The organism is Oleiphilus sp. HI0061 (genome assembly GCF_001635675.1).
The window spans coordinates 1-24,767 of the sequence record NZ_LWFE01000114.1; the positions used below are offsets into that span (position 1 = coordinate 1).

General features: G+C 45.1%; 21 protein-coding genes and 1 pseudogene. 13 read left to right on the forward strand and 9 right to left on the reverse strand.

Annotation, left to right across the window (positions count from 1 at the left end):
• From rsxC to A3735_RS01380, 4 genes are all read left to right on the forward strand, one after another.
• A partial coding sequence (rsxC, locus tag A3735_RS01365; RefSeq protein ID WP_068637427.1) for an electron transport complex subunit RsxC occupies positions 1-2,179 on the forward strand: 2,179 nt, incomplete at its 5' end.
• 1 nt (position 2,180) lies between these two features.
• On the forward strand, positions 2,181-3,227 hold the full coding sequence (rsxD, locus tag A3735_RS01370) for an electron transport complex subunit RsxD (RefSeq protein ID WP_068512028.1): 1,047 nt from the start codon (positions 2,181-2,183) through the stop codon (positions 3,225-3,227).
• Positions 3,228-3,230: 3 nt separating this feature from the next.
• A complete protein-coding gene (gene rsxG / locus A3735_RS01375) occupies positions 3,231-3,962 on the forward strand; it encodes an electron transport complex subunit RsxG (RefSeq protein WP_082865009.1) in 732 nt (243 codons plus the stop codon).
• The gene (locus A3735_RS01380; protein ID WP_082865008.1) at positions 3,962-4,741 is read left to right on the forward strand and encodes an electron transport complex subunit E; all 780 of its coding nucleotides are present in this window, start codon (positions 3,962-3,964) and stop codon (positions 4,739-4,741) included. The genes rsxG and A3735_RS01380 overlap by 1 nt, the downstream gene beginning before the upstream one ends.
• Before the next feature lie 125 nt (positions 4,742-4,866).
• Here A3735_RS01380 and A3735_RS01385 read toward each other — a convergent pair whose 3' ends face one another.
• The gene (locus A3735_RS01385; protein WP_068512032.1) at positions 4,867-5,454 is read right to left on the reverse strand and encodes a hypothetical protein; all 588 of its coding nucleotides are present in this window, start codon (positions 5,452-5,454) and stop codon (positions 4,867-4,869) included.
• A gap of 161 nt (positions 5,455-5,615) precedes the next feature.
• Here A3735_RS01385 and A3735_RS01390 point away from each other — a divergent pair, with 161 nt between their 5' ends.
• The 3 genes from A3735_RS01390 to glyS all read left to right on the forward strand — a co-directional run bounded on the left by A3735_RS01390 (position 5,616) and on the right by glyS (position 9,215).
• Positions 5,616-6,056: a YtoQ family protein gene (locus A3735_RS01390; RefSeq protein ID WP_068509695.1), complete on the forward strand. Its 441-nt coding sequence runs from the start codon at positions 5,616-5,618 to the stop codon at positions 6,054-6,056.
• An 88-nt stretch (positions 6,057-6,144) separates the two neighbouring features.
• Positions 6,145-7,146: a glycine--tRNA ligase subunit alpha gene (gene glyQ / locus A3735_RS01395; protein WP_082885761.1), complete on the forward strand. Its 1,002-nt coding sequence runs from the start codon at positions 6,145-6,147 to the stop codon at positions 7,144-7,146.
• Positions 7,146-9,215, forward strand: coding sequence for a glycine--tRNA ligase subunit beta (glyS, locus tag A3735_RS01400; RefSeq protein WP_068512038.1), 2,070 nt, complete (start codon positions 7,146-7,148; stop codon positions 9,213-9,215). The genes glyQ and glyS overlap by 1 nt, the downstream gene beginning before the upstream one ends.
• Positions 9,216-9,389: 174 nt before the next feature.
• Here glyS and A3735_RS01405 read toward each other — a convergent pair whose 3' ends face one another.
• Positions 9,390-10,373: a TAXI family TRAP transporter solute-binding subunit gene (locus A3735_RS01405; RefSeq protein WP_231877519.1), complete on the reverse strand. Its 984-nt coding sequence runs from the start codon at positions 10,371-10,373 to the stop codon at positions 9,390-9,392.
• 184 nt (positions 10,374-10,557) lie between these two features.
• On the opposite strand from A3735_RS01405, the gene A3735_RS01410 reads away from it, so the two are divergent.
• Complete coding sequence (locus A3735_RS01410) at positions 10,558-12,273, forward strand: diguanylate cyclase (RefSeq protein ID WP_197470020.1); 1,716 nt, start codon at positions 10,558-10,560, stop codon at positions 12,271-12,273.
• A gap of 30 nt (positions 12,274-12,303) precedes the next feature.
• On the opposite strand, the gene A3735_RS01415 is transcribed toward A3735_RS01410, so the two are convergent.
• Positions 12,304-13,212 (reverse strand): GGDEF domain-containing protein, encoded by a 909-nt coding sequence (locus A3735_RS01415; protein ID WP_082865007.1) that lies wholly within the window; start codon positions 13,210-13,212, stop codon positions 12,304-12,306.
• 230 nt (positions 13,213-13,442) lie between these two features.
• Between A3735_RS01415 and A3735_RS01420 the strand changes: the two genes are divergently transcribed.
• From A3735_RS01420 to A3735_RS32440, 3 genes and pseudogenes are all read left to right on the forward strand, one after another.
• Complete coding sequence (locus tag A3735_RS01420; protein WP_082885762.1) at positions 13,443-14,207, forward strand: GGDEF domain-containing protein; 765 nt, start codon at positions 13,443-13,445, stop codon at positions 14,205-14,207.
• A 39-nt stretch (positions 14,208-14,246) separates the two neighbouring features.
• Positions 14,247-14,561: a DUF3301 domain-containing protein gene (locus A3735_RS01425; RefSeq protein WP_068512050.1), complete on the forward strand. Its 315-nt coding sequence runs from the start codon at positions 14,247-14,249 to the stop codon at positions 14,559-14,561.
• A 123-nt stretch (positions 14,562-14,684) separates the two neighbouring features.
• Positions 14,685-15,893 (forward strand): annotated as a pseudogene (locus A3735_RS32440) (HD-GYP domain-containing protein).
• 26 nt (positions 15,894-15,919) lie between these two features.
• Here A3735_RS32440 and A3735_RS01435 read toward each other — a convergent pair.
• The 6 genes from A3735_RS01435 to A3735_RS01460 all read right to left on the reverse strand — a co-directional run bounded on the left by A3735_RS01435 (position 15,920) and on the right by A3735_RS01460 (position 20,732).
• The gene (locus A3735_RS01435; protein ID WP_068509724.1) at positions 15,920-16,231 is read right to left on the reverse strand and encodes a TraR/DksA C4-type zinc finger protein; all 312 of its coding nucleotides are present in this window, start codon (positions 16,229-16,231) and stop codon (positions 15,920-15,922) included.
• A gap of 74 nt (positions 16,232-16,305) precedes the next feature.
• Positions 16,306-16,851, reverse strand: a complete 546-nt coding sequence (locus A3735_RS01440; protein WP_068512053.1) for a redoxin domain-containing protein — start codon at positions 16,849-16,851, stop codon at positions 16,306-16,308.
• Positions 16,838-17,797 (reverse strand): hypothetical protein, encoded by a 960-nt coding sequence (locus tag A3735_RS01445; protein ID WP_068512057.1) that lies wholly within the window; start codon positions 17,795-17,797, stop codon positions 16,838-16,840. The genes A3735_RS01440 and A3735_RS01445 overlap by 14 nt, the downstream gene beginning before the upstream one ends.
• A 26-nt stretch (positions 17,798-17,823) precedes the next feature.
• Positions 17,824-18,720, reverse strand: a complete 897-nt coding sequence (locus A3735_RS01450; protein WP_068512058.1) for a hypothetical protein — start codon at positions 18,718-18,720, stop codon at positions 17,824-17,826.
• A gap of 150 nt (positions 18,721-18,870) precedes the next feature.
• Positions 18,871-19,401, reverse strand: a complete 531-nt coding sequence (locus tag A3735_RS01455) for a response regulator transcription factor (RefSeq protein ID WP_068512062.1) — start codon at positions 19,399-19,401, stop codon at positions 18,871-18,873.
• Positions 19,398-20,732 (reverse strand): ATP-binding protein, encoded by a 1,335-nt coding sequence (locus A3735_RS01460; RefSeq protein ID WP_068512064.1) that lies wholly within the window; start codon positions 20,730-20,732, stop codon positions 19,398-19,400. The genes A3735_RS01455 and A3735_RS01460 overlap by 4 nt, the downstream gene beginning before the upstream one ends.
• Before the next feature lie 218 nt (positions 20,733-20,950).
• On the opposite strand from A3735_RS01460, the gene A3735_RS01465 reads away from it, so the two are divergent.
• Together A3735_RS01465 and A3735_RS01470 are read left to right on the forward strand one after the other, a co-directional pair.
• The gene (locus A3735_RS01465) at positions 20,951-22,717 is read left to right on the forward strand and encodes a diguanylate cyclase (protein WP_068512067.1); all 1,767 of its coding nucleotides are present in this window, start codon (positions 20,951-20,953) and stop codon (positions 22,715-22,717) included.
• A 51-nt stretch (positions 22,718-22,768) separates the two neighbouring features.
• Positions 22,769-24,724 carry a DNA topoisomerase III gene (locus A3735_RS01470; protein ID WP_068512070.1) on the forward strand — a complete coding sequence of 652 codons (1,956 nt, stop codon included), beginning with the start codon at positions 22,769-22,771 and terminating at the stop codon, positions 24,722-24,724.
• Positions 24,725-24,767: the final 43 nt, after the last annotated feature.

The following is a 24,767-nucleotide window of genomic DNA, read 5'->3' on the forward strand; positions in this document are numbered from 1 at the left end:
CATTCCGCCACTACTTGTTTTACCTTTACAGCAACATATTGGTCAAGCCTCCAAGGTCTTGGTTGAAGTGGGTCAACAAGTAAAAAAAGGCCAGTTATTGGCTGAAGCAGACGGTTATATCAGTGTCGGCTTGCATGCACCCAGCTCAGGTGTGGTAGAAAGTATTGCTGAGCAAGTTGTGGCGCACCCTTCTGGTAATTCAGATTTATGTATTACCTTGAAGACAGACGGCCAGGACCAGTGGTGTGAATTGGATGCGAGTGAGGATTACTTATCTCTGGATGCTGACACAATAAGAGCGAAAGTTCGTGCTGCAGGGATTGCCGGAATGGGCGGAGCTGGTTTCCCAAGTGATGTGAAGCTTAACCCTCCAAAAGGTGCAGACATTTCTACGCTTATTCTGAATGCGGCAGAGTGTGAACCCTACATTACCTCAGACGACAGATTGATGCGTGAGCGGGCTGATCAACTTGTTGAAGGGCTTCGATTGCTGATCAAAGTGCTTCAGCCGAAAGAGTGTTTGATTGGTATTGAGGATAATAAACCTGAAGCGATTCGTTCTCTTCAGCAAGCTTTGGCGAGTATTGAAACCGGCAACTGCACCATTGAAGTTTGTGTTGTGCCAACCAAGTACCCCTCCGGTGGTGAAAAACAGCTGATAAAAATCCTTACCGGGAAGGAAGTGCCGAGTGCTAAGATTCCTGCGGATATTGGTGTGGTTTGTCACAACGTAGGTACAGTCGTTGCAATGTATCGTGCCGTGCGCTTTGGTGAGCCGCTTATTTCACGGATTACGACCTTAACCGGGCAGCAAATAGGCAAACGTGGCAATGTCGAAGTGCTTCTGGGGACGCCGATTAGTTGGCTATTGAGTCAGTATGATTACAAACCGGCCAAGTACGAACGCCTGATAATGGGTGGTCCGATGATGGGCTTCAATCTAGTAGATACTGATGTGCCCGTCGTGAAAACCACTAACTGTATTCTGGCTCCTGATCTAAAAGAAATGCCTTTGCCTGAGCCGGCTCAAGCCTGTATTCGTTGTGGCTTGTGTGCTGAAGCCTGCCCTGCAGAGCTTTTGCCTCAGCAGCTGTATTGGTTTGCGCGCGGGCAGGAATATGAAAAGGCAGAGCATCACAATTTGTTCGATTGTATTGAGTGTGGTGCTTGTTCCTTTGTTTGCCCAAGTTCGATTCCTCTTGTTCAGTATTATCGTCATGCTAAAGGTGAAATTAAGCAGCAGCGCGCTGATCAGTTGAAGTCGGATCAGGCGCGCGAGCGTTTTGAAGCACGTCAAGAGCGTCTCGATCGTGAAGCGGCTGAAAAAGCGGCGAAGCGTAAAGCCAGAGCCGAAGCCGCTGCGAAAGCGCAAGCAGAGAAAAAGGCTCAGGCTGCTGCGGCCCCAGAGAAAGCGCCAGAGATAGATGCCAAGAAAGCGGCGGTTGCGGAAGCTTTGGCTAGAGCGGAAGCAAAGAAAGCTAAGGAAGTTGCAGAAGCAATAGAGCAAAGCCCGGAAGAGTTAAAAACTGCCTGGGATAAGGCGCAATCGAAACTGGATAAGATGCTCGATGCACTTGAATCGGCAAAAGAAAATAATCCTGAGCAAGTAGAGAAATTAACCCGAGCTGTAGAAAAGAACCAAATGCGAGTTAACCAGGCTAAGCAAGCCTGGGAAAAAGCAAACTCAGAACCTGCGATGCAAAGTGAAGAAGCGGGTGAGGCTAAGGGCATAGATCAAGCTGCTGTAGATGAGTTGCAGCTAGCATTTGAGAAAGCCGAATCTAAGTTGGCAAAAATGCAAGATGCACTTGCAAATGCTCAGCCCGAGCAGGTAGAGAAACTAACCCGTGCTGTCGACAAGAACAAAGTGCGTGTTGAGCAAGCCAAACAGGCATTCGAGGAGGCACAACAGGCATTAGCTTCGACTCAGTCAGGCTCACAAGAAAGTGAAAAGGAAGAACTGCCTGATCTGGATGCTTTGAGTCTAGCTGTGGAAAAGGCGGAATCAAAGCTAATGAAGATGGAAGACGCTTTAGCAAATGCTCAACCAGAGCAAGTCGAGAAATTAACCCGTGCCGTTGATAAAAACAAGCAGCGGGTAAAAGTCGCTCAAGATGAACTGAATAGTGCGCGCGCTAAAGTAGGCGATGTGCAGAAATCACAAGAGAATGGTAACTAAGATGGCATTGTTGACGCTCACTTCACCGCATGCGAAAGGTTCTAATCGAACTGCAAACATGATGCGCTGGGTCATCGGCTTGACTATTCCCGGCCTGATTGCACAGACGATTTTTTTCGGCTGGGGCAACTTGCACAATGTTCTTTGGTGCAGCGTGGTGGCGATTGTTTGCGAAATCTTGATTCTGAAGATTCGTAAGCGCCCTGTTATGTTTTACCTTAACGACTACAGTGCGCTTGTAACAGCAGTGTTGCTGGGGATTGCTCTGCCTCCTTTTGCGCCTTGGTGGGTATCTTTGGTAGCGACAGCATTTGCTATTGTTTTTGCCAAACACTTATACGGAGGAATGGGGTATAACCCCTTTAACCCGGCAATGGTGGGTTATGCTTTGGTGCTGGTATCTTTTCCTGTAGCGATGACGACCAATTGGGCAACACCGCAGACTTTATTGGACTCTCCAGCAACGCTGGGAGCAACGCTTGATGCAATATGGGGTGGTACCATAGCAGATGGTTATAGTGGGGCGACGCCTTTGGATGTCTATAAGCATGAAATTGCACACTCTACTGCGGATGTCGTTCTGCAAAATCCGGTATTTGGTGCCGGATTTTCCTTGGGTTGGGAATGGGTAAATCTGATGTTCCTGGCAGGTGGCCTGGTGTTACTTGTGAAAAAGATCATACCTTGGCAGACGCCTTTGGGAGTAATCCTTGGCTTGGCCTTGCCAGCGCTTGTCTTGGGCTATGATGCAGACCAGTTCGCACCGCTTAGCCTGCATATGCTGTCTGGTGCGACCATGCTGGGAGCTTTCTTTATAGCAACGGATCCCGTTACCTCATGTACCACGACTCGTGGCCGTTTGATTTTTGGTATTGGTATCGGTTTACTGACCTATATTATTCGCGTTTATGGTGCATACCCTGATGCCTTTGCTTTCGCTGTGCTATTGATGAATTTTGCAGCACCCCTGATTGATGTTTATACGCAGCCAAGAACTTATGGCTATGAGTCGGCAAAACGCGGCGCCAAGCAGAAAGAGGAGGCTTAAGAGATGACTGATAAGCTTAATCCAACTGACGAACGAGAAGAGCTGGGCGAACCGCTTTCTGAAACGATAGACACCCTGGGCTTGTCGATACTTCGGTCTGCGTGGGGGCTGGGTTTGTTCGCAATTATTACTGCCGGTTTAATTGCCTTTACCCAACAGGGGACGAAAGAGAAAATTGCAGAGCAGGTGAAGCAAGCAAGGTCAAAGGCCTTATTGCAGATTGTGCCACTTTCTGAGTTCGATAATGAATTACTCGATGATGCCTTTACACTAGCTCCATCTGAAGCCTTGGGGACTATTGAACCAGTAGAGGCATTCATCGCTTTAAAAGATCAGCTTCCTACCCACCTAATATTGCCTGTTGTGGCGCCTGATGGATATACAGGCCCTATACGTTTGATTATGAGTATTGATATGTCGGGGGAGCTTAAGGGTGTGAGAGTGATAGAGCATAAAGAGACGCCGGGCTTAGGTGATAAAATCGACTTGAAGAAGTCTGATTGGGTTTTATCCTTCAACGGCAAGTCTTTGGCGAACTTGACTGAAACTCAGTGGCAAGTGAAGAAAGATGGTGGAGACTTTGATCAGTTAACAGGTGCAACCATTACACCTCGTGCGATAGTCAGTGCGGTGCATAAAGCGCTGATCTACTTTAGTGAGAACAAAGATCGGATTCTGGATCAGGCAATGAGTTCTAAGTCGGGAACTGATACTGCAGCAGGTGAGGCACAATAATGGCAGCAGCAGAAAATAGCGCAGATTTAATACCGGAACAAAGCGAAGGTGCGAAGCAAAGCTTTGTTAGCAGTGGCGAGTTCAACAAACTAGTTAAGAATGGCTTGTGGGACAATAACCCAGCCTTGGTTCAGCTACTGGGTTTGTGCCCTTTATTGGCTGTAACCGGCACAGTAGTTAATGCTTTAGGTTTGGGGTTGGCGACAACCTTGGTTTTGCTTGGGTCTAATGTATCGGTCTCGTTGATTCGAAACTATGTGAGAGATTCAGTCAGACTACCTGCTTTTGTGATGATTATTGCTTCGCTAGTGACTTGTGCTGAGTTATTGATGCAAGCCTTCACTTATGAATTGTATGAAATTCTTGGAATCTTTATCCCATTAATCGTGACTAACTGCGCAATCTTAGGTCGAGCCGATGCATATGCATGTAAGAACCCTGTATTGCCAGCCGCAACAGATGGTTTGATGATGGGAGTAGGCTTTACCGTGGTATTGGTATTGCTGGGCGCCATGCGTGAGCTCATTGGTCAAGGAACCCTGTTTACCGGAATGAACCTGATCTTTGGTGATATGGCTCTGGCTTGGGAGATTCAGGTTTTTGAAGATTACCCCAACTTCCTGTTTGCGATTTTGCCTCCGGGTGCATTTGTTGGAATGGGCTTAATCATTGCGCTGAAGAATATCATTGATCAACGTGCAGCGGCAGCAAAAGCGAAAACTGAAACAAAGAAAGAGAAGGGCAGTAAGCGGGTTCGTGTAACGGGTAAGATTGCTTAGCCTGCAAGGGCTAAGGAGCTTAGATATACAATAGACACGACACAGCATATTAGCTGTATCGTGCATCCGCTAGGGCTCAGCATAAACCTTCGCCAGGTTTGGTGCGCATGGCGCACCGTATCAACTTAAGCGGTAAAACGTTTCAGGCCTTTCATTAGACCGTCAGTAATACTCGAAAACTCATCTTTTGCTTTTTTAACGACCAGCTCAGAAATTGCTGCCGTTTCTTGATATTTGCTTTCTTCTTCAGTGCTTACTTGATAAGCAGGAAGGCATTCATGCATTGCTTTGGCCGCCTCAGAACGAGGCTTCAGGCCATACCACTCACAAATTTTCTCTACAGATAAGCGGAATGCTTTCTCTTCGCCGTGGACGGCTATCGAGATGGTGGTACGCTTGATTTCATCTTCCCAAGGTACGTTAATACGCAGCTCAAAAACATCAGCCGGCGCACGCCCTTTTCGTTTAACGACAATGCGGCGTAAGCCTCGGATAGTGCCTTTTTCGCGAATATGATATTCGGTAGAGAGAGCTTGTTTCAAACCATAAGCTTTCTGTGCTTTGGCAAAGCGTGCGTCGATTTCCTGGGCTTTGGAATATGCAGCTTTGCGACTGCGTTTGATACGGACATACTCTTGGTGCTCTTTGCCTCCCCATGCTCGAAAGACTCGGAAATAAGATAATTCTCCGTACTGATGATCGTAAATTGCCATATACTGCCCCTCCTTGTTGGGCTTGTCCTTTTTGTGAGCGTACCTATTCGCTAGTAATATCAATATTTTGCTGAATAGATCACATTTCGTTAGAGTTCACACTCCGATAAAATCACAGGCACAATATATAACATTGAGATGAAATTAGGGAGACACATGTCATGAAATACAGTATTTATTTATCTGGTGAAATTCATAGCGATTGGCGCGAGCGAATTGTGACAGGTTTGGAGTCGAACGGACTGGATGTAGAAGTCTATTCGCCGATCACTAACCATGAAGCAAGCGATGAAGTAGGCGTTAAAATTTTAGGGGAAGAAGAGAATAACTTCTGGAAAGATCACAAAGCAGCAAAAATTAACGCCTTGCGTACTATGACTCTGATTGAAAAGTCCGACATTGTGGTGGTGCGTTTTGGTGAAAAATATAAGCAGTGGAATGCGGCCTTCGACGCAGGTATTGCGATTGGTCAGGGTAAGCCGATTATTGTGATGCATGCGCCAGAATTGACGCACCCTTTGAAAGAAATTGATGGTGCAGCGATGGCGGTGACCGAAACGCCGGAACAAGTAGTAGAAATTTTGAAGTATATCAACCAATAGTCGGGCTAATCTCGCTACAAGGCGGCGTGTTTTACGTTATAATGCCGCTCTTTTGTTTCTCACTCTATAAGAATCTGGTGGTACGATCGTGTCTAACGAGACCCAAGCAAACGAAGTCGGTGCAGGTGCGCCTGACGTTAAAACTTTTCAGGGGCTGATTCTGGCCCTGCAAAACTTCTGGGCGAGTAAGGGCTGTGTAGTCCTGCAGCCGCTTGATATGGAAGTTGGAGCAGGTACTTTTCACCCGGCTACTTTCTTGCGCTCAATAGGGCCCGAGACCTGGAACGCCGCCTATGTTCAGCCAAGTCGACGACCTACAGATGGTCGCTATGGCGAGAACCCGAACCGTTTGCAGCATTACTATCAATTCCAGGTGGTGATGAAGCCTTCACCCCTGAATATTCAGGAACTCTATCTTGAATCATTAGCGGCGATGGGTATTGATACCACTGTCCACGATATTCGATTTGTAGAGGATAACTGGGAATCTCCTACACTAGGCGCCTGGGGTTTGGGTTGGGAAGTCTGGTTGAATGGTATGGAGGTAACTCAGTTCACCTACTTTCAACAGGTTGGCGGGCTCGAATGTTACCCGGTAACCGGTGAAATTACCTACGGTTTGGAACGTATCGCGATGTACCTTCAGGGTGTGGATAGCGTTTATGACTTAATCTGGGCGCATGGGCCAGATGGTGATGTGACCTATGGCGATGTTTTCCACCAGAACGAAGTGGAAATGTCGACTTACAACTTTGAGCACGCCAATACTGATGCGCTTTTTGCACAGTTTGATACCTGTGAAGCTGAAAGTCAGAAGATGATTGACCAGGGTTTGCCATTACCAGCGTATGAGTTGGTGCTTAAGGCTTCCCACACATTTAACATGCTGGATGCCCGCCATGCGATCTCGGTCACTGAGCGTCAGCGCTATATACTGCGTGTTCGAGGCTTGGCACGATCCGTTGCTCAGGCATATTTTGATAGTCGTAAAGAATTAGGCTTCCCTCTGGCTCCTGAAGGGATTCGTGAAGAAGTCCTTGCCAGCTTAGATAACGCTGGTTCAAAGTCGGACAAAGGAGGCAAGAAATAATGTCTACGCAAGATTTTCTCGTTGAAATCGGGACTGAAGAACTTCCACCGAAAGCACTGAAGAAGCTCTCGGACTCCTTTACCAGTGGTATCGAAGCAGGCTTAAAAGATGCGGCTTTGAACTATGCTGAGGTAAAGGCTTTCGCTAGCCCCAGACGTTTAGCTGTTCGAGTTAAAGGTTTGGACGTGCAGCAAGCTGATAAGTCAGTTGAAAAGAAAGGCCCGTCAAAGAAAGCCGCTTATGATGCTGAAGGGAATCCTTCTCGCGCCTTGACTGGTTTTACCGGCTCGTTAGGTATTAAGCCTGAAGACCTAGAAGAAATGGAAACGCCGAAAGGAACATGGTTAGTTTACCGCTCGCTAGAGAAAGGTCAGGAAACCAAATCTTTGTTGAATGACATTGTTGCCCAGTCATTGAACAAGTTGCCTATTCCTAAGCGTATGCGTTGGGGAGCTCAAAAGGTTGAGTTCGTTCGACCGCTGCAGTGGGTATTGATGATTTTCGGTGATGAGGTTGTAGAAGGCAGTATTCTGGATATTCCAGCTGGTCGAAAGACTCGCGGTCACCGCTTCCATAGTCAGGGTGAGATTGAAATTACTAAAGCAGATGACTACGAAGTTCTATTGTTAGAGCTAGGCAAAGTGATTGCAGATTATGATCAGCGTAAGGAAAAGGTTCGTCAGGGTGTGACGGCTGCTGCTGAAGGTATTGGTGGTGTGGCTGTGATTGATGAAGACTTGTTGGACGAAGTCGCGTCTCTAAATGAGTGGCCTGTCCCTTTAGTCGGCCGCTTCGACGAGCGCTTTTTGGAGGTGCCGACAGAAGCACTGATTTCTTCGATGAAAGAGCATCAGAAGTATTTCCATGCTTTGGATAAGAATGGCGAGATGTTACCAAACTTCATCACGCTAGCGAATATCGAAAGTAAGGACCCTCAGCAGGTAATTCAGGGTAACGAGCGTGTTATTCGTCCTCGCCTGGCAGACGCGGCCTTCTTCTTTGAAACGGATAAGAAGTCCACTTTGGCCTCGCGTCGTGAGCAGTTAAAGAAAATTGTCTTCCAGAGTAAATTGGGAACGGTTTACGATAAAACTGAACGTGTATCAAAGCTAGCTGCGAAGATTGGCGCAGCAATTGGTGGCAATGCATCCGATGCAGAGCGTGCAGGCGAGCTAGCTAAATCTGACCTGGTGACAGAAATGGTTCTAGAGTTCTCTGATTTACAGGGAACCATGGGTTATCATTATGCTGTGCACGATGGCGAATCTAAAGAAGTTGCTTTAGCGTTGAATGAGCAGTACATGCCTAAGTTTGCGGGCGACAGCTTGCCGACCACAAAAACGGGTTGTGCACTTTCTATTGCTGAGAAACTTGATTCACTGGTTGGTCTATTTGGTATCAATCAGCCTCCAACGGGTACTAAAGACCCATTTGCCTTGCGCCGTGCTTCTTTAGGTGTGCTTCGAATCATTGTTGAAGAGCAATTGGATCTTGATCTGGTTGACCTAATTAATTGGTCGCTAGAGCAATACGAAGGCTTGGAAAACAATAGTGTCCAAGAAGACTTATTGAACTACATGTTGGAACGTTTCCGTGCCTGGTATCAGGATGAAAATGTATCTGCTGAAGTCTTCTTAGCGGTTAACGCTCGTAGGCCTACACGTCCGGTCGACTTTGATCAGCGCATCAAAGCGGTTAGCAACTTTTTGGGCCTCGAAGCGGCTTCAGCCTTATCGGCAGCCAATAAGCGTGTTTCCAATATTCTGGCGAAGAATAAGGGCGAGTTGGCAGATCAGGTCGACCAGAGTAAGCTGATTGAGCAAGCTGAAAAGGATTTGGCAGCTCAGGTAGATAGCCTAGCAAAAACTGTAACGCCATTGTTTGACCAAGGTAACTACCAAGCTGCTTTGACTGAGCTATCAAGTCTTCAAAAAGTTGTTGACCAGTTCTTTGAAGATGTCATGGTTATGGCCGATGATGAAGCGTTGAAGAATAATCGCTTAGCCTTGTTGAGTCAGCTGCGCGAGCTATTCCTGCGAGTGGCAGATATTTCGCTGCTTTCTAAGTAGCACCTAAGCACTAAGTTAGGCTTTCCCTTCTTGCTAGCAAAGCACTGCTCATTCGAGTGGTGCTTTTTTGTTTCTGGTCTTAATCTCTTGCAGAGGTTTTTTCTTCGCGCTTGATTAAGCTTGTGCTAACCCTCTAGTGGGCCACAGAACAACTGAAAGAATATTGGCAGCTGACTAATTCAACAAACCTACTTCTTTGTAGTAGCGAACTGCTCCGGCATGTAAGGGGGCTGATAAGCCTTCTTTAACCATTTTGGTCTTATCGAGAGCATGGAATGCAGGGTGAAGTTTTTTAAACTCGAGGAAATTTTCAAATACTGACTTGGTTAACTGGTAGATAACCTCGTCGGGTGTATCTTTAGAGCTTACTAGTGTCGCACCTACGCCAAATGATTTTATTTCATTTGGGTTGCCTCGGTACATACCAGCCGGAATGGTGACTTCGTGATAATATGCGTTGTCAGTGACTAGCTGATTAACTTCGGAACCTTCAACATCAATAAGAATGCTATCGCAATCTGAGGTCGCAGCTTTAATCGAGGCGCTAGGATGCCCAGCCATAAAAATCATGGCATCAAACTGCTTGTCGCATAGTGCTTTTGATTGATCTGAGGAGCTGAGTTCAGATACTTGTGAAAAAAGGCTGCTTCCCCAGCCGAGTGCCTGCATGAGAATTTCCATAGTGGCACGATGACCAGAGCCTTTATTACCTATATTAATTCGTTTACCTTTCAGGTCATTTAAAGTTTGGATGCCCGAATCTTTTCGTGCGACGACAGTAAATGGCTCGGAGTAAATAGAAAATACTGAGCGTAACGCTGGGTCTCTGCCTTCTGAGGAAAATACTTCACTGCCTTGTACTGCGTGATATTGCCAGTCGGACTGAACAACTGCCATATCCAAGTCCAGTTCTCTGACTTTTCGTAAGTTGTACAATGATCCCTGGGTGCTTTCAACGCCACAGCGTATACCGTGCTCGGAACGTTGACGATTGATCATCCTGCATACTGCGCCGCCTGTTGGATAATACACTCCGGTGACACCACCGGTACCGACAATCATATAGTGCTTGTCACGAGCAAGGCTGAGCTCGGAACTGCCGAAAAGAAAGACGAAAATACAAAGCTTAGCCAGCTTCAATTTGCCGAACAAACTCAAAGTTTTTGACCTACGACCTAGCATACGTTTCCTTATTGAAGCTGCTTGTATCAGCACCTTACCCTTTTCATTGAAGAATAATCTTTTTGGAAAAGATTTTCTACACGATATTGTTGTGAAAGAGAAAAACAGAATTATGCTGTTACACTTATTGAAGGCCCTTAACAAGCAGTTTCTTTTCGCTATGAATAAGCTGATTCAACCGATATTTTTGCTGATGAATCGATTAACTTACCGTGGTAAGTTTATGTTGATCTCATCGGTTTTCGCGATCCCCTTGGCTCTGTTTGCTGTGCAGTTAGCATTTAATGCGCATCAGCAACTAGAACAAGCACAGCACACTCGCTCTGGCTTTAACTATCTTCGCCAATCAACAGAACTTATCGAAGACTTGGAAACGATACGAGATATAACTGTTGTTGTCTCTTGGAAGAGTGACTCCTTCTTGGTTTCAAAGCTTGATGCTGTTAAGAAGCGGGCTTATGGTCGTATTCTGGATCTAAGCGAAAAATTAAGTTCTAACGCTAGTAGCAAGTACTTACTAAGTCTTAAGGAAAAGTTTGAAAAGGACGGTTTTATTCGCGGAAATGAGGCAGGAAGGGTCGATAAGATTTATGAAGAGGCACATATTATGGTCGGTCAGGCGTATAGCTGGAGAAGGCAAGTTTCTTATCTGTATGCCTCCAGTAGTCAAAGCGATATTTTGTCCTTCGTAAACCTACTTAATGAGGGTGAGGAATATACCTATGCCTTAGGTTTGGTCAGAATGTTTGGAAGTTTGTATTTAGGGCAGGCGTTTGTGGCGTCACATGGTGCTGACGCGATGGAGGCTGCTTACCAAAACCTGTCTAAGTTAATTGATGATGTGGATGTGAAGGAACAAGCCTATGCCGGTATATTTAGAGATAACCCTTCCGTAGACTTATTAGGTGTTAAATCAGCTTTAGTTCAGACTAAAGACCTGCTTTCACAGTATTTGATAGAGTCCTTCTCTCCTAAAGGTGACCCGCAAGAGTTCTACGCGAAGTTAAGCGACTTGTATCAATTAGTATACGCGCATAATCAGCTTGTTTTATCGGTGACTGACCGTGTATTGGCGAAAAATTACCAGCAGAGCATTGAGCGCTTATCCTTGTTCTATATCAGCGTCGCTTTCTTCTCCTTGGTTTTGCTCTACTTGTCAGTCGGTTTATATAAGTCTGTTAGCTCTGCTATAGGTGAATTAACTGGCGCTGCAGATCGTGTAGCTATGGGAAATTATGATCAAGCGATTGAGATTGGAACGCATGATGAATTACTGACAGTTGCTCGGGCCATGGAGCATATGCGTCTAAGCATTAAGGAGCGTGAAGAACGCTTGGAACTAATGAGCCAGATTGATGGTTTGACTCAACTTTATAACCGGCCATTCTTTGATCAAGCAATGGATATATCCTTGGCTAATAGTCGCCGAAACATGACGCCGCTTACCTTGGTTATGATGGATATCGATCATTTTAAAAAGGTAAATGATACCTATGGCCACCAGGCGGGTGATGAGTGTTTAAAACTGATTGCTCGCTTAATGAAGAAACAGTATCAGCGACAAACAGATATAGTGGCTCGTTATGGTGGTGAAGAATTCATTGCGATTCTCTACGGTCAGACTCAAGAGGAGGCCCTATTGCAAACCGAGAAACTTCGAAGGGCAATTGAAGACGCAAATATGACTTATCAAGGCAAAACAATACCGATGACTGCAAGTTTTGGCTTGGCAAGCATGGCACCACCAGAGTGGCAGAAAGGTGAATCATTGGTGGGGTTTGCTGATAGTGCTTTGTACCAGGCAAAAGAAAGTGGCCGGAATCGTATTTGTATCGGAGGTCAGTCAGGTGGCCATGAGACTCAAAATACCGCTTGATAAGGTTCTATAAGACCTAAGGCCGATCTTTTATAGCTGATCAGCTACAGTAACCTGATTTCTTCCTTGACTTTTTGCCTGGTAAAGGGCTTTGTCAGCCTGTTTTACCAGATCTTGCCAGGCTTCCACTCTGGATTCCACGACACCAATACTGACGGTTAGCACGCCTTTGTCTGATTCAATGTGAGGGATTTGTAATGCCTCGATAGCTGCCCTGACTCGCTCGGCACATATTCTGGCTTGTTGGCCAATACTTCCGGGCATCAGAATTAATAGCTCTTCGCCGCCATAGCGAAATACTCTGTCTGAGGTGCGCAGCGTTGATTTAACAGTTTGAGCAACTTGTCTGAGCGCATCATCTCCTGATTGATGCCCATAGTAATCGTTATACTTCTTGAAAAAGTCGATATCCACTAAAGCTAGACTATAACTATTCTGGGTTCGTAGAGCGTGCTGTTCAGTATGTGTGAGATCAACCTCCATAGCGCGTCGGTTGCCGATACCTAGCAAGGCATCTTCAAGTGACAATAGTTTTAGCTCTTCGACATTAGTTTCCAGTTCTGCATGCCTGTCGATCAAGCGAACATATACATCGACTAGGTTAGATTGGGTCACAACACCAACTAAGTGTCCGGCATTGTTAATAACAGGGAGATGACGGAGTTTTCGACTACGTGACAGCATCAAGGCGTCTTTAAATAGACTATCTTCCTGAACACAAACAGGCGTAGAAGTCATGATTTCACAAATAGAATGTTCTGGGTAGTGAGCGTCTTTCAATAGCGTGCAAAACAGTTTGGTGATGTCACGCTCTGTGACGATTCCGATAGGTTTGTCGTTCTCGACAATAATCAGGCAGGAGCTACCTTGCTTTGACATGAGCGGAACCGCCTCCTTAATACAGCAATTCGCGTCCACGGTTGGTGGGCAGTCATTCATGAGTTCTTTGACAAGTATGTTAGTACTTTGGTGACCTTTCAAAAATTCATTCTATACTTTAATCCTAGGAGCCTAGCGGGAATAAGGCAAATTAATTACAGCAACTTACAAGCATCTTGAAAAGACTATTTGATGAATAGGTTCTTGATCAGAGTCAGACTTCAATTCATGAGTTCATGCTACCTTCAAAGTAAGGGAGCAGAGCCTGCTCCGCCAGGAGAGCAAATCCAATGACGATGATACGTAGTTCTAACGCTAAAATCTCAAACCGGCTCACCCGTTTTGTATCCTTACCGGTTCTGAGGGCTTTGTACGGCCTGGCTTTATCGTTAGGTGCACCGGCGGGTTGGGTTCTAGTCCAGAAACTTGCGGGGCGTGATCCATTCTCTGATGAACATTTTGATCTATTACTCTATGTCTATATGAGCTTGGCAACGGGAATTGTGTTTTCATTGCTAGGTTATTTTATTGGTCGTCGAGAGCATATGATTACAGATCTGGCACTGACCGATAGCCTAACGGCGCTTTACAATAAGCGTTATTATAAAAACCGTTTAGAACAAGAGTTTCAGCAGCATCTGCGTACCGGTGCCTCAATGGCCATTATTCAAATTGATTTAGACTTTTTTAAACAAGTAAATGATCGATTTGGGCACCAGGCAGGTGATGAAGTATTGAAGAAGGTTGCTACATTGATTCTTGCAAATTGCAGGAAGAATGATACTGCCGCGCGCGTTGGCGGAGAAGAGATGAGTATTATTGTCTGTGGCGAAAGTAAAGATGAAGCGCATATATTGGCAGAAAGAATTCGTGCCACGATTGAAAGTACAGACTGCTTTTGGCAGGGGCAACGGATAAGTTTGACAGCCTCATTCGGTATTGCATTCGCGACAGCTAAGACAGAAACTGCTTGGCAAATTTATCAAAATGCTGACTTGGCACTGTATCAAGCCAAGAAGCAGGGACGGAATCAGGTATGCTTGTATGAAGCCTAAACCCAAGGCGCGAGTAGAGTTTCGAATGCGGAGGTTATATTGTCTTTAAGATCATTGGTTCTGACGCTGCTTGTCTGCCTGATTGTTTGGTATTGGCTTAAAGCAAGAGAGTTAAAAGATATTGCTCTAAGAGCCGCGGCGAAGCATTGTCGTGAATTGGACTTAAGTATTCTTGACCAGACAGTCGTTTTGCGCTCATTGAAGCTCAAGAGAGGGAATGCTGGGCGCTTACAGATTATTCGTGAATATGGTTTTGAGTTCAGTTCTACAGGAGAAGATCGTTATAAAGGTAGTGTGAAGATGGCCGGAGCACGTGTTCAAGGGGTCAAATTGGCACCACATCGAGTGGAATAGTTTTATTATTGGAAGTGGTTAATTTGTATCGAGCACCTATACTCTATATATCGACAAAAAGAAGCTATTCACAAATTGGCAGGTGTTTTTAATTCGCACCTGCTTTAGCGTGTAAGAATAAATATGATCAAACGAATTCCTATCGACTCCCTTCAAGTTGGAATGTATATATCTGATCTTAATAGTGATTGGATCCCTCATTCCAACTTTAAGAAGAAGGGGAAAATCAAGAAAGATCTAACTGTTGAAAAGATAAAAAAACTAGGCATTAAAGAAGTCTATATCGATACTTTTCTAGGTGAGGATTTAAAGGATGCGCCGACCCTTGCCGAGATTGACAAAGAAAATGAAAAGAAACTAGCAGCGGCAGGTGAACTGAGCTCGTTAAACAAGCCGCGTTTAGGTTTGGGCGAGGAAATGCTGGCGGCTCAAAAGGTTCATGAAGAAGCAGTTGAACTCATGGGCGGTATTCTCACGGACGTTAAGACTGGTCAGGCGCTTCCTATAGACGCTATTGATAATCTTGCGGAAGATATGCTGGACTCTTTGTTCAGAAATCACAATGCCTTGGCTTGCCTTGGCTGTATTCGCGAGAAAGATAGTTACTTGATGGAGCACTCCGTAAACCTGAGTGTTCTGATGTCTATTTTTGGTAAATCGATGCAACTGGATCGTTCGGTTCTTCATCAAACCATTTCAGGTGCATTGTTGCATGATATCGGGAAAATCATGGTGCCAGACGAAATATTGCATAAGCCTGGTAAATTAACCGATGATGAATTTTCGCAAATGAAACATCACGTTACCCTAGGTCGCTAGCATTTGCTGGGTATCGAAGGTATTTCCCCTTTGACTATTCAAGTCGTTTCTGAACATCACGAGCGAATGGATGGTACCGGTTACCCTTCGGGTCTATGTGGTCATGAAATCTCAACCTTCGGGCGAATGGCTGCGATTGTTGACGTTTATGATGCGATTACAGCCGACCGCTGTTATCACAAGGGTATGACGCCGACAATGGCGATTAAGCGTTTACTGGAGTGGAGCGATCATCATTTGGACCGCTCTTTGGTAAATCACTTCATTCGTTGTATCGGAATTTATCCAGTTGGTTCTTTGGTCTTACTAGAGAGTGGCCGACTGGGCGCGGTTGTAGAAGTGAACGAGTTTGATCAGCGCTCGCCAAAGGTAAGGGTGATGTATCACACCAAGTTTAAATGCTTTATCAAGACCGAATTAATTGATTTAGCGAAACCGACGGTTCAGGATGCAATTGTCAAAGCCGTTGACCCCGACCTATTCAGGATCAACGTTAAAGATTTTTTAAGCTAGTCTAGTACACTTTCTTGGGAGCTGCGCTAAACGGCGCAGTTCGTACATAGTGCAGCAAAAGGCAGGGCGTCCAAACGCTCATTGCTGATATCTTCGTGACACTTCTCACAAGCGCCATATAAGTCTCGTTCCATTTTTAGCAGGGCATGATCTATTTGCTCTAGCTCTTCTTCGGCTTCACTTTTCAGGTTTAGTAGTACATCATCATTTTGTCTGTCTACGACTTGGTCCGAGAACTTACTGCTGGTTTTCCGGTTGTGAAGGTCTTTATCAATTTTCTCGATACGAAGACTTAATTCTTCTTTTAAAGCAACTAGCTTTTCTTTGTGGTCTGTCATGATTCTTCCTCACCTAAAATGGGTACGTATTACCTACATTTTAGGTTAGAACCGCAGAATAGCATTGATATGAATCAAGGTTGGCTTGCTAATTCCAAGGCCTCTGTCAGTTTAGCGTGTTTGAAGCCTTCATTCATAAGAATGAGGCCGTCTGAATTGATCACAACCGTAACGCCCATATCTCCCTTGAACTTCTCAGTTAAGTTATGAGCAGTATCTGCTACCACTGTTTCAGAGCGATAACCGCTAGAGATCTGATTCGCCCGGGCTTGTTCAATCGATCCTGAGACATAATCAATACTAATAAAATGAATGTTCGGATAGTTTGGCTTGATTGACTCGCGAATACTCGACATATGGCTATCACAAAGCGGACACCACATGGTGAAATAAAGTACAACCGCATCATAAGCGGTTAATTCATCACTTAAAGTCAGCACATTGTCTTCAGTGTCAAGAATGCTGAAGTCACTAGCAACCTGGTTGACCTGGTTACCGATACTACCCGCTTGCACACTTTCGCGTTTATCTTCACTGGAAGGGTTTAAATCTTCGTTACAAGCAGATAATAATAGCCCAAGGAAAAGCATGCTAATTAAACGAAATCTAACGTAGAACATAGCTCACTCCCAAACTTAAAATATCTGTTGCAGCAAAGTCTTCACCACTGAGCGCATGATTCCACGAGAGCTTGTAGATCCAATCCATAGCGACTGTTGAATAGGCAATACTTAATCCCAGCGACTGCTTTTGAAAACCAGGAAGGGAGATGTCTTTATTCCCATCAATTTCACCGACCTTTTCGCGTAAATCATTATAGGATGTGGTCACAGTAAGCGTGTCCATTGAGTCTAAAAAATGCGTATAACCAAAAGCCAGGCTTGTTGACAGGCGCTTACCTAATTGCAGATCATAGGGGTCGATAAAGCCGCTAGAGTCTTCGTTAACAGGACGTTCAATATATTTTCCATAGGACATGTTCAAGGTCATATTCCAGGGATAAATAGTCTTGTCGACAAGCAGATTAGCATCCAGGCGGTAGACGCCCCGGCCCGTGATATCGAAGCTGTTATCAATTTCACCAGAGTATGCAGATTTACCTGTCGGCAGGGTTAAGGTGCTGCCCAGGTATACTGCTGGAATCAGGCTTCGCCAGTTGGTGACTTTCCAGACACATTTAATATCGTCAAAGGTCTCGTACCATAGCCCTATGGTCGTATCACCAATGTTGTCGACTTTAGACTCTGTTCCAGTGTAGGTATTGTCATTCCATACATAGGGAATTTGGAGGCTTGCCTGCCAGCGGTTGGCAAGCCGATAAGCGATACCAAGACTACTTCGGTACTGGTTTAAGTCAGAGCCAACAGGGTCATCCTGATGCTTTCCTTCAGAGTTCCAGTAGCCCTTATAGTTCTCGTGCGAGAATGATGTATCAAACATCATGCGCGCACCTTTTGGCAGAATTAAAGAAGAGGCTGACCCGCCGCCACAACAGGATGCAGCCCAAAGATTCAGTGGCACAAGGAGCTGTGTACTGAGAAAAAACAGAAAGGCTTTATTCTTCATGCAAATAGATATCTTTCTAAAGATATTTACATCCCCATCATCGTGTTAGATGGCGTCACGACGAACTCTGCTTCATCATATTCACCATCAGGAATGTTGCCATCGTCGGTTTTTTGTTCACCGTTAACCGATAGGCGTACATAGATAGAGCCGGCTTCTCCGTCAGTAAGGCCCGTCAGGCCTTCAGCGGTCCAAATACCTTCTCCCTCATTGGATGCTGTGACCCAGCTGTCACCATCACTTGGGTCTGTTGACATTGCTACGGTGATGCTAGAGATCGTAAGCTCATAGTCGGAGTCTGCATTGAGTATTTGCCCAGCGCTAATTGCCGGAAAGCTCATCATGCTTTCCTTGGTAGTGATAAAAACACTGAAGTCATGACCGCTATCTCCATCTGATAGGCCATCATTGAATAGAATGTAGGTGCGTTTTTCTTCTCCGCCCATCATATTTGCAATAGTATCAGTTTGGCTCTTTAGATTAGCGCGGGCTGTCTCTCCCATTGCCATCATTACATCTGGCTGAAAGGTAACGCTTTCATCATAAGGTAAACCTATATCAAGGTACCAAGTACCCATCTCAGGGCCTGATGCCATGAGGTAGTAGATTGTCGCGTTATAGATTCCTGCTTCGTCACTTTCGGTGAAAGAGCCATAAGGCGTGCTATGGTTATGTGTAGACATTTCCATTAGTGGGCTTAAGGTAGGAGAAAGCCCTTCCATAGGGGTGCCATCCAAATCGGTAATTTCGATTTTTAGGTTGGATTTACCAACTTGAGCCATCTCGGATAAATAGGTAACTTTAAAGCTTTCTGAAAGCTCATAATCATTTTTTTGTGAATTGTTGCTATCACTACACGCACTCATTAAACAAGCACTTGCAACTAAACTCAAACTAAATGCGAGGGTCTTAACTGCTTTCATCTATGCACTCCTTGATGCGCAAAATCATTAATTGCGTGAAATTTTACGCTGAAGTAAGGGTGCAAAGGAGTGACAAATTGTCGCACCTACTTTGGGGTATAGTTTGGGTTTAGTTCAAGTTCAGATATGTTTTGGCTTTATGTTAATGACTTATTTTGATGAAGGGCGTTTCTGTAGCTTGCGTTGCAAAGTCCGTCGATGCATTCCCAGAGCATTAGCTGTTGCAGAGATATTGCCATCATGCTCATTAAGCACGCGTTGGATATGTTCCCACTCCAGGCGTCCCACTGATGGCGGGCTAGTATCTAGGGGAATATCTGGGTTTGCGTCCTCTTCCTGTAGGGCTTTGATAATGACATCGGTGGTCACAGGTTTGCATAGGTAATTCACTGAACCCAGCTTCATCGCTTCAACCGTTGTGCTAATGCTGGAATAACCTGTCAGAATCAGTGCCTTGGTTTGAGGTGAGTGTTCTTTTAGAATCGCCAGAAACTGCAAACCACTTTCCTGATCGATCTTTAGGTCAACCACAGCAAAATTTATGCTCGTATCCGTTAATATGCCTTTGGCTTCTTCAATACTGTTTGCGGCGAAGCTATTGTAGCCTCGTCGTTTAAATGACCGGGCAAGTGTCGTAGAAAAGGTTTGGTCGTCATCTAGGATAAGGATACTCTTAGTCATTTTATTTTCTGCTCTTCGGCTGGGTGTGAGCTTACAAGTGACAGGGAAATATGAATGCGAGTGCCCGACTTATCTGCTCTTTCAACGCTTATTTTTCCATGATGTCTATTAATCGTGGCATGAGATAAAAATAAACCAATGCCCATACCATGCTCTTTGTCAGACTCTAATGGTTGCTCAGCGGCACTAAGAATACGGGAAACTTTGTTTTCATCACTGTTGCCATAATCACTGATGGTGAGTCTGAGCTTGTCCGGTTCAACATCTGCCTCGAAGCAGACTCTTTCGGGCGAAGCATCGGCAGCATTATTCAGGATATTCAGAATGGCCATCCTTAAAGATGGATCTGAGGAAATATTTGGCGATGGTGACTCGTCGAATTGTGTGCTGTTCCAGTTTTTCTCAAGCCTGACGCTAGGCCGTAAGAGTCTAAATTCATTCACTAGCTGGGTGAGAAAGTAGTGGACAGATTCATCTTGCTGACTGAGGCGAGCCTGGTGCCGAAGGTCATCTAACACGTTTTTACATATCGCTATTTGAGACGCCAGGAGTGTAAGGTCTTCGTCGAAATCCTGGGTCAGGCTATCTGCTTGAAGGTCGTCAACGAGCACGGCCATCGTCGATAGTGGTGTACTGATATGATGAGCAGCAGACGCGGCTTGTGTTGCAATACCCAATAATTGCTCGTCGCGCAGTAACTGTTCTCTTTGTTCGTTGATCTTATGTTGTCGAGACTTTAACTCTTGTCTCATTCTAATGAGGAAGAAGCAGATTAAGGCCGCGCTCACTGCAAAATTGAACCACATGCCAATGAGATGAAGGGAAAAGGCAGTTTGGCTTGCATCAATTTGGTGGTGCATATGATGGGCATGCTCATTCGCAACAGAAGTCTCTGATACCGAAAGGTCGACTAAGTATAAAGAGCCATAGCAACTTACGGTGAGTAAGGCCATAAACCAGGTGAAATTACTATTTAAGGTTGCTGCACTAATGGTTAACGGGAAGAGTAAAAGTGACACAAAAGGGTTGGCGGAGCCGCCGGTTACATGAAACAGAAGGCTCATGAATAGTACATCTGACACTAATTGAAGTCGGACATAGTTTTCGGTAATGATACGGGCGCTTTTAAGCTGAGCGAAGGTGAACATGGCTGAAAAAGCAAATAGGCTTAAAATAAACTCCGCCAGGATGAAGTTAAATTTTAAGTTCAGATATAGATGGTCAACGAGTAAAAAAAGTTGAGCCAGTCCCCACAAGGCCAGGCGAGCGCTAGCTATCAGGCGAACGTTTTCGCGCAGTGGTGTTTTGCTTCCTTTAGAGGAAAAAATCATAGTCGTCGTTTACTGAAAAACTGGATTGAATTTGCTAATTATTAGAACAAGCTCTTAGAAAACATGCCAGACGTTTTCATGAAAGTTTTTAAGCCTTGTCTATACTTAGCTAAGTACTCATCACAGAAAAAGACAATTACCCCTTGAAACAATTACAAATAAAAAATGGACTTTGGATCTTTCTAGCGCTGTGTGTCTGCCTGTATTCCGTGTCGGCTATGGCGGAGGAGCATTACACCAATGGCATACCATTGTCTGGAGACCATCTTGAGTTCTTTGTCGATCCGACACATGGCTTGACGATAGATGATGTGCATGGCTACAACCTCTGGGACTGGCGCTCGAACGAGCAGGAAGTGCCATCATTTGGTTTTTCGCATGATACCTACTGGTTCCGCTTTGTGGTGCCAGGGAATGACCACGCCTGGTTGTTGGAAATCAATTATGCTTTGCTAGATGAAATCGAGTTTTATCGGGTTAAAGGAGGTGAAGTCGTTGAATTTGTCCGTACAGGTGATCACTTTGTTTTCTCTGAGCGTCCTATTCAACATCGAGCATTTCTATTTCCAATCGATGGCGCTGATGAAGCACAGCATGTTTACTTGAAAGTTCGCTCTTCAAGTTCCATTCAGTTGCCTGCTACGCTTTGGCCAGAGAAAAGCTATTTTGAGGCTGACCAATATCGCTTTGCCGAGCACGGTTTGTACTATGGCATCGTTCTGGTGATGGCTTTGTATAACTTCTTTCTTTTTTTGCGACTTAGAGATAGTGCTTACCTGTTCTACGTTTTGTACGTGATTACCTTTGCTGTAGCCCAGATGTCCCTGACGGGCTTTGCTTACCAATTTATCTGGCCAAACTTTCCGGTATGGAATGAGCAGAGTATGGCGGTAATAACGCCCTTAATCGTGACATCGGGGATGGTATTTGTATCGAACTTCCTTAAATTGCAGAATAATCACCCGTACTTGAATCGTATTGTCTATTTGCAGGCTTGGCTTGGAATCGTGTTGGCTTTCTTGAGCACGCTCTTACCTTATGCAGTCATGATTCCTTATGGTGCGGCTTTGGCGATCGTTACTTGTTCGTCTATTTTATTTATTAGTTACTATGTCACGATCAAATCGAGACAAAAATATGCGACGTACTTTTCGGTTGCCTGGAGTATGTTTCTAATTGGCACCGTTATATTGGCCATGAACAAATTTGGCTTACTGCCTAGAAATGGGCTAACGGAGTCTGCAGCGCAAATTGGCTCAGCTATTGAAATTATTCTCTTGTCTTTTGCTCTTGCGGAACGCTTGCATGACGCTACTTCGCGCCGTTTTAAAGCTGAAGCAGAAACCTTGCAAGTGAAGGAAAAGCTGATCGAGACCAAGCAGATGCAAAATGAAGCATTAGAGGTAGAAGTTGAGCAGCGAACCAGAGACTTACGACTGGCTTTAGAAAAGGTCAATAAATTAAACTCCGAACTTGAAGATCTATCAACACTTGATCAAGTCACCGGGGTTAGAAATCGTCGTTATTTTGATGAAATGATGGAGCGAGAGTTTCGTCGTGGCAGGCGAAATGGGCGAGAATTAGCTTTGATTATGATTGATTTGGATAATTTCAAATCCGTCAATGATACCTATGGTCATCAAGCTGGAGACCAGTGTCTGAAAACGGTCGCTTCTGAAGTGTATCGTTTGGTGAAACGCCCTCCTGATCTGGTTTGCCGTTATGGTGGAGAGGAGTTAGCTGTTGTCTTACCTGAGACCAAATTGGAAGGTGCTGTTTTGATAGGTGAGCGAATTCGGGCGCATATTGAAGCTTTGTGGATTGATACGGGTGATGAGCGTATTCAAGTGACAGCGAGTGTTGGCGTAAGTGCCTGCATGCCGAACGAGGAAAGCTCGACTCACGCTTTGGTTGAGATGGCTGATCAGGCGCTATACCAAGCTAAGCTTAACGGTCGAAACAGAGTTGAGCAAAAAGTTGGCTAAGACGGCGTGAAACTGCTTGATAGCTGTTTGTTTATACAGTATTTTGTATGAATGAAACTGTATATTGCAGAAAAGCCCTGTCTGGGGAAGGCTATAGCGCAAGCCCTACCTAAACCTCACCATAAAGCTGATGGCTGTATTTACGTCGGGCATTCCGATAAACGCCGCTGTGATGTAGTCAGCTGGTGTATCGGTCACCTTCTGGAGCAGCTCGAGCCAGATGCCTATGATGCATCACTTAAGAAATGGTCGCATGAAACCTTGCCTATATTGCCCGACCGTTTTCCTAGAGGTTGGCAGCTGGCGCCTAAAAAGCAAACCCGCAAGCAATACTCTATTCTAAAAAAGTTAGTCAAACAGGCTGATCACATAATTCATTGTGGTGACCCTGATAGGGAAGGTCAGCTACTGGTGGATGAGCTGATTCACCATGTCGGCGTTAAAGCGTCAGTGAAAGATAGTATTGAACGCTGCCTGATTAGTGATTTAAATCTACCCGCTGTTAAGCAAGCCCTGGCTTCTCTAAAGTCGAATAAAGACTTTGTGCCTTTATCTGTTTCAGCTTTAGCTCGTTCACGTGCAGACTGGCTTTATGGAATGAACCTAACTCGCGCTTTTACGCTTCAGGCTCAAAAGGTCGGTTTTCAGGGCCTGGTTTCAATCGGGCGGGTGCAAACACCCTTGCTAGGCTTGATTGTTCGGCGAGATGCAGAAGTTGAAGCCTTTGTGGTGCGAGACTATTACGAAGTCGATGCCCATATCCAAATATCTGAACAACAAGTTTTATCTGCCCGTTGGCAGCCGAGCGAAGCTTGCGAGCCCTATCAGGACAGCGAAGGGCGAGTCATAAACAAAGCTTTGGCTGAAAATGTGGTGGCGCGAATTAAGGGGCAGCCAGCTAATGTTGAAGCAACAAGTGCTAAGTCCAAGAAGCAAGTTGCGCCTTTGCCATATAATTTATCTGCGTTACAGATCGATGCTGCTAAAGCATTTGGTATGAGTGCTAAGACCGTCTTGGATACTTGTCAGAATCTGTATGAACGACATAAACTGATTACCTATCCTCGCTCTGACAATCGTTATCTACCCTCGGGGCACTTAAGCCAATCTGCACAAATTTTCGATGCAATCGCTAGCAATACCAACTTACAGAATATATGTAACAGTGCCGACTCAAGTTTAAAAGGACGTGTTTGGAATGATGCCAAGGTTGGTGCTCATCACGCGATCATTCCAACTGCGAATAAGTCAAAAAAGGGATTATTGAGTAAAGCTGAGCAGCAAGTATATGAATTGATAGCAAAGCACTATCTTATTCAGTTTTTTCCGGCTTGGGCTTATACCGACCGTGAAATCAGCTTTCGAATTGCCGGTGGCTTATTCCGAGCAAAGTCGAGGGAAACCAGTGAGCCGGGTTGGAAGCAGGTACTTAAATCCACTAAGGATGAAAAACAAACCGTAGCTTTACCTCAGCTCAAGAAAGGTGAGCGTTTTACTTGTTTATTTGGAGACTTGCTTAGCAAGCTTACTCAGCCTCCTAAACACTTTAGCGATGCAAGTTTACTCGCGGCGATGACCGGTATAGCCCGTTTTGTGAGTGACCCCGAGATCAAAAAAATACTAAAAGATACCGATGGTCTTGGAACAGAAGCGACACGTGCTTCGATCATTGAGCTGTTATTCAAGAGGCAGTTTATTTACCGAGAAGGTAAAGCCATTAAAGCGACAGAGGCTGGTAGAAAAGTGATAGCGAGTCTGCCAGAAGAGGTTTCATTGCCCGATATGACTGCACACTGGGAGTTGATGCTAAAGCAAATGAGTCAGGGGGAGTATGCATATGCTGATTTTATGCTGCCACTTGAACAACAAATCAGTCACTTACTATGTAGGGCAAAAGATACACACCTTTCAGCCTTAGCTGGCCTTAAAGCGCAAAACAAATTTAAAAAACGTAAATATAAGGCCCGACGCAAAAAGGCGAGCCCCACATTAAAAGTTGGCGCTTAACGAAATGCGCAACCGGGCTCTTTTCCTAAGGCTTTTAGTAGCA